Raw genomic sequence first — 3,551 nt, forward strand, 5'->3', positions numbered from 1 at the left:
GGATCGGACGACTCATCATTCAGCAGCAGCTCCCAGAAAAATCTGACTCACTTTGCCATTTTCAAATTGAAAAATTAACCCTCCACAAATAGAGCCTGCTACAAAACTTTCCGAACCGCCATCTCCTCTATTCCACTCCGATTTATAGGCTTTCATTACTGCTGTTCTGGTACTACCAATCCGAATACCTCTTTTGGTACTCAGACGGCTAGGACTGCTCGTGGAGATCGAGTAAACTGATTTGGAAGCATTTTGCAGATCGGAAGCCATTACCAGTACGATTCCACAATCGGCATACTTCCACTCTTGATGATAAGCCGCATCAGCTTGTGAGAATTGTTCTGGTTCGCGCTTGAGATTGCAATTCATTATCTGCTTGACTTTTGCTTCAGATAAGCCAATTCGCAGGCTACCGATGCGTTCTTTCCGCATTAGACTAAATTCATCGTTAGCAATAGACAATCTACCATCTGGAATAGATGGAGAAATCGATCGCTGTTTAATGGAAAAGTTATTAGCAATAGGGATTGAAGATCTTGCTTGAGTTGCAATCGATAGCCACAAAAAGCAAACAGAAAACATTACCGATCTGAATTTCATGTTTATTTTTAGAAGTATATACTTACTTGGATGTTCGTTCGAGATAAATGCCAAAAATTAACGTTTCATTGTTTCGATACAACCTTGAAGAGCTGATCGATCGTTTGTCGATATCTGCTGAGAACTTAACCTGTAAAACTTGGATAAATCGAGTGGATCGTTCACAGTGACGACACCTTTCTCACTCTCTAGCCCCAGAAATTTTCTAGTTCTATTAAGAGTATTGCCATTAATCGTACCAGAGCTACATTCATCATCTGATTGATACATGTAACCATAAGTTACAAAATTATTTCTATTTTTTTAAATTATTACATACCCACTGCCAGGTTGCTTTGGCGAACGAGCCTCACCATAGAAATAGATGCCATTCGGTAATCTTTGAAAGTTTTTTGATGTAGTCCTAGCTTCGCAAGGCAATGATAGGCTGACTAAAATGCTCGCCAAATTAATTGATATTGCCAAACATAATTTGTATGTTCGATCGATCTTATTTTGCATGATAAATAATTTAGTGGTGTTTACAGTGTCGATCGACTATTCGGGTACTGGTTGAATGAATTTATTATTTGCCCTGAGATAGCAAGGCGTGGAATACTGGTAGCCATCTGGTAAAACTGCCAACCAAGCTTTACCTTCCCGATAGTATCGAATTAGATCTTCATCACCTTGGGTAAAGACATAAAGTTTTTTGTTATTGTAAAACTTTTTGACGACACGGTAATTTGTGCCAGCATCTCTACGACAGTTCAGTCCATTGAGATCGCGATCGACAACCAGCCACGGATTCCAATCGCCCTCAGCATAATCACCTCTGCTATTAGGTAATGGTTGCGACCAGACTAGACTAGGTACCGCAACAATAGCGCAAGTAATTGCTGGCGAAAGTAACTTGCAAAATATATGTATCTTCATTGTTTTTATGCCTTTCAGTTTAGATTAGCTACATCCTTAGCAGATTAGTTTTTGGCTTTGTAGTCAATTAGGAATTTTCTCACATCATTAAGTGATGTATGAGGACGACGAAGAATACTTTTAGCAGCATCAATGTAAAGTGGGCCACCACTACCTCCAATCACTTGATTGTGAACGCGCTGAATAGAGGCTAATGCTTCAGGTCGATCGATTAAAAAGTTCCGTAAATCTTGCACTGTTCCTTTTTTAAGAATATCTTTGGCAACACCAACATATAGTGGCCCACCATAACCACCAATAATCTTGCTGTGGAGCTGTTGAGCGATATCTGTATCAGTTGTGGGCTGTACGCCAAGGGTGGCTCCCTCCTCTTCAACACAACCTCCTGGGGGGCAAGTCCACTTTGTAGGATTACACGTAATATCACCCCATCCACAGCCAGCTATTGCAGGTTTTGAGTTTAGAGAAATAGAGGTAAGACTTAACAAAGCAATGCCAGATAGCAAGAGTAATTTTTGCATGACTCAATTTAATTTGTGATTAAAAGCATTATTCCCATCAGATCGATCGTGTCTTTTCTGAATGGCAACGAGGCTAGACTTTAATTTATCTTCGCTCGATCGAATCGTCGGTATGAAAAAGTAACAAAAAGTGACTAAATCTTAAGAAAACCTAAAAATCACTGTACTTTCCTGCACATCTAGCTTATCGATCGAATTACAAGTTGGCGATCGACATTCAGGTCGTTGGCTTAGTCAACGACCTGAATGTCGATCGCGTATACTGGGCACAGCAACAGTAGTTGAATATGTCTCAATTCCCCCACGACGAATTCGCGTGCGATTCGTTGTAGTTGAATCACGGTAATCAGTCCGTAAATAACACTACCAGTCAGGCTTCAAGACATGAAGCAATTGAAAGACTGAACTGCCTGATAGATGAAGGTGAAAGTCCTTCTCGCCAAACTCAGGCGTAACTCCTTACCTGCCCACACCGAAACGACTCGGAAATCGTCAGAGTGAAGCTGGGAACAGGACGCAATCAGATACCAATTGCAGGTAACACTGGCGTTAACAGGGAGTCCCCAAGATGAAACAGATGCCTAGAAAAGCAACCTACGTCGAAGCAGTCGCAATCTTTAAAGACTGACTTAGCCAGAGATATGTATCCCGCCGCGTCTGCAAATAACAACGGCATGAGTATGGGATTTTGGCGGTTGAAATGGCACCATCTAAAGGGACAATCAATCTTTGAGGCGGAACGAATAAAAACGGGTCTGAGGTCTTCAGGATGTCGATGCTGAGGTAATCCAGACGAGAGGGCTAAACCCTCAGACACGGGTAGGATGACCCGTAATTGGGTCAAGGTATTCAGACCACACCAACCAATGCAGAGTATGATTAGACGCAGTTTAACGACTAGCGAATCCTGGAAGAAATTACCTTGGAAGAAATTTCAACGCAATCTATTTCGCCTACAGAAGCGAGTGTACAAAGCAGTTCGAGTTGGAGAAAAGCACAAAGCGAGGTCACTACAAAAACTGATTCTCAAATCTCCAGCAGCAAGAATGCTGGCGATTCGACAAGTTACGCAGTTAAACGCTGGGAAGAAAACAGCAGGTATCGATGGCAAAGCATCGCTCTCATTTGAAGAACGCTTCGAGCTAGAAGAGCGACTTGCTCAACATCACACCAACTGGAAGCATCAAGGCTTACGGGAGATTCCCATCCCGAAAAAGGATGGCACCACTCGAATGCTGAAAGTGCCCACAATTGCCGACCGCGCTTGGCAATGCCTAGCAAGCGCGACCTGAACTGGTCGTTTAGTACGTGGAGCCTACTCCACTAAGGGATTCACACCCCTTACTCTCACGTAAAAGACTCCAACTGGAGTCCGGTCACGGTCAAGTAGGTAACGAAACAACCGGAATGCAGACCACGAATGTAGCCGAAGCTGACAGCCTAAGTCGGTTAGGAGCTAGAGGGAGTTCTAACATGATGAATCCAATCAATTTTCGATTAAACTGCGTCATCATT

3 protein-coding genes and 1 pseudogene are annotated in these 3,551 nt (G+C 42.7%); 1 reads left to right on the plus strand and 3 read right to left on the minus strand.

Annotated features, from left to right (window positions below; all coding sequences use genetic code 11):
- Positions 1 to 15: 15 nt before the first annotated feature.
- From RMO79_RS16290 to RMO79_RS16300, 3 genes are all read right to left on the minus strand, one after another.
- The gene (locus RMO79_RS16290; protein ID WP_310484231.1) at positions 16 to 600 is read right to left on the minus strand and encodes a hypothetical protein; all 585 of its coding nucleotides are present in this window, start codon (positions 598 to 600) and stop codon (positions 16 to 18) included.
- Positions 601 to 1,137: 537 nt separating this feature from the next.
- Positions 1,138 to 1,515 carry a hypothetical protein gene (locus tag RMO79_RS16295; RefSeq protein ID WP_310484232.1) on the minus strand — a complete coding sequence of 126 codons (378 nt, stop codon included), beginning with the start codon at positions 1,513 to 1,515 and terminating at the stop codon, positions 1,138 to 1,140.
- A 44-nt stretch (positions 1,516 to 1,559) separates the two neighbouring features.
- Positions 1,560 to 2,036, minus strand: a complete 477-nt coding sequence (locus RMO79_RS16300; protein WP_310484234.1) for a hypothetical protein — start codon at positions 2,034 to 2,036, stop codon at positions 1,560 to 1,562.
- Between the two features lie 875 nt (positions 2,037 to 2,911).
- Between RMO79_RS16300 and RMO79_RS16305 the strand changes: the two are divergent.
- Positions 2,912 to 3,316, plus strand: a pseudogene (locus RMO79_RS16305) (reverse transcriptase N-terminal domain-containing protein); the annotation flags it as partial.
- Positions 3,317 to 3,551: the final 235 nt, after the last annotated feature.

The sequence above is a fragment of the Chamaesiphon sp. VAR_48_metabat_403 genome, assembly GCF_031422475.1.
GTDB lineage: Bacteria > Cyanobacteriota > Cyanobacteriia > Cyanobacteriales > Chamaesiphonaceae > Chamaesiphon.

Bases quoted from the DNA above. Each gene is read 5' to 3' on its own strand.
- RMO79_RS16290 (WP_310484231.1), bottom strand. From the start codon at position 600: ATGAAATTCAGATCGGTAATGTTTTCTGTTTGCTTTTTGTGGCTATCG.
- RMO79_RS16295 (WP_310484232.1), bottom strand. From the start codon at position 1,515: ATGAAGATACATATATTTTGCAAGTTACTTTCGCCAGCAATTACTTGC.
- RMO79_RS16300 (WP_310484234.1), bottom strand. From the start codon at position 2,036: ATGCAAAAATTACTCTTGCTATCTGGCATTGCTTTGTTAAGTCTTACC.